The following is a 1,707-nucleotide window of genomic DNA, read 5'->3' as shown; positions in this document are numbered from 1 at the left end:
GACGCGGCACGTCGGTGCCGGGGAGCTTGGCGACGGCGGCCGCGGCGAGCTCCGCGATGCGGTCCCGCACCGGCTCCGGCAGGGCCGGCCAGGTGGCGGGTTCGGGCCGGTCAGCGGGCTCTTCAGCCGGCTCCGGGCGCGACGCGACACCCGAGGGACCATCAGGGTCCCCGGGCGGCTCCGGCACGAGCGGCTGCGGGTGCATTGGTCCAGGGTAGGCCCCGCCCCCGCATCCCGCGCCGCGCGGGACACGGACCGGCGGCGCGCGGAAACTGTCGGTGGTCGCCCCTACAGTCCCGACCATGCGTTCGATCCAGGCACAACTCGCGTTCGACGAGCTCGGAACCCCGTTGCGGGAAACGACTTTCGTGGTTTTCGACCTGGAAACCACGGGAGCCGGGCCGGGCGCGTCCGAAATCACCGAGATCGGCGCGGTGAAGGTGCGCGCGGGCGAGGTGCTGGGCGAGTTCGCGACCCTGGTGAACCCGGGCAAGACCATCCCGCCCCAGATCGTCTCGCTGACGGGCATCACCCAGCTGATGGTGTACGACGCGCCGCCGATCGAGGAGGTGCTGCCGGCGTTCCTGGAGTTCATCGGCGGGTCGGTGCTGGTGGCGCACAACTCCGGGTTCGACACCTCGCACATGCGCGCCGCCTGCGAGGCACACGGGTACGCGTGGCCGAAGCTGACGGTGGTGTGCACGGCGCGGCTGGCCCGGCGCGTCGTACCGCGCGACGAGGTCGGGCGCTACAACCTGATGGCGCTGGCGCTGCTGTTCGGCGCGCGGACCCGGCCGACGCACCGCGCCCTCGACGACGCGCGCGCCACCGTCGACGTCCTGCACGGCCTGCTGGAGCGCGTCGGGAACCTGGGCGTCCACTCGCTCGAGGAGCTGATGGGCTACCTGCCGGAGGTGACGGTCGCCCAGCGGGCGAAGCGGCACCTGGCGGCGGACCTGCCCGCGGCGCCGGGCGTCTACCTGTTCAAGGGCCCCAAGGAAGAGGTCCTGTACGTCGGCACGGCGAAGGACCTGCGGCGGCGGGTGCGCACGTACTTCACGGGTTCGGAGAACCGCAGCCGGATCCGGGAGATGGTGGCGCTGGCCGAGCGCGTCGACCACGTCGTGTGCGCGCACGCGCTGGAGGCGGAGGTGCGGGAGCTGCGGCTGATCGCGGCGCACCGGCCCGCGTACAACCGCCGGTCGAAGAACCGCCACCAGGGCTGGTGGATCGGGCTCACGGAGGAGGCGTTCCCGCGTCTGTCCGTGGTCCGCCTGCCGCGGCCGGGGGTGCTGGGCCCGTTCCGCAACCAGGCGGACGCCAAGGCGACGGCGGACACCCTGGCCGGCGCGTCGGGCCTGCGGACGTGCACGCAGCGGATCTCGCCCCGCTCGCCGAACGGCACCCCGTGCGTCCTGGCGGAGCTGGGCCGCTGCGGCGCGCCGTGCGCGGGACGGCAGAGCGTCGAGGCGTACGAGCCGCTGGTCGAGTCGGTGTCGGGCCTGATCGCGGGCCTGGACGGCCGCCCCCTCCACACGGCGGCGGCCCACGTCGAGCACCTGGCGGCCGGCGAGCACTACGAACAGGCGGCCCGCCACCGCGACGAGCTGGCGGCCCTGATCCGCGCGCTCGGAAAGGCCCACCGCCAGGGCGCGCTGGCCTCGATCGGCGAGCTGATCGCGGCAAGCCCGGACGGCGCGGGCGGCT

General features: G+C 74.3%; 1 protein-coding gene and 1 pseudogene. One reads left to right on the top strand and one right to left on the bottom strand.

Annotated elements, in window-relative coordinates:
- Positions 1 to 205, bottom strand: a pseudogene (locus tag G3I65_RS53275) (RNA-binding protein); the annotation flags it as partial.
- Between the two features lie 97 nt (positions 206 to 302).
- Between G3I65_RS53275 and G3I65_RS53270 the strand changes: the two are divergent.
- The coding region (locus G3I65_RS53270; protein ID WP_160703902.1) for a DEDD exonuclease domain-containing protein at positions 303 to 1,707 on the top strand (1,405 nt) is incomplete at its 3' end.

It is taken from the genome of Amycolatopsis sp. SID8362 (assembly GCF_010550475.1).
Taxonomy (GTDB): Bacteria; Actinomycetota; Actinomycetes; order Mycobacteriales; family Pseudonocardiaceae; genus Amycolatopsis; species Amycolatopsis eburnea.
The sequence above is the reverse complement of the archived record's forward strand: the minus strand, read 5'-3'. Positions and strand labels throughout refer to the sequence as shown.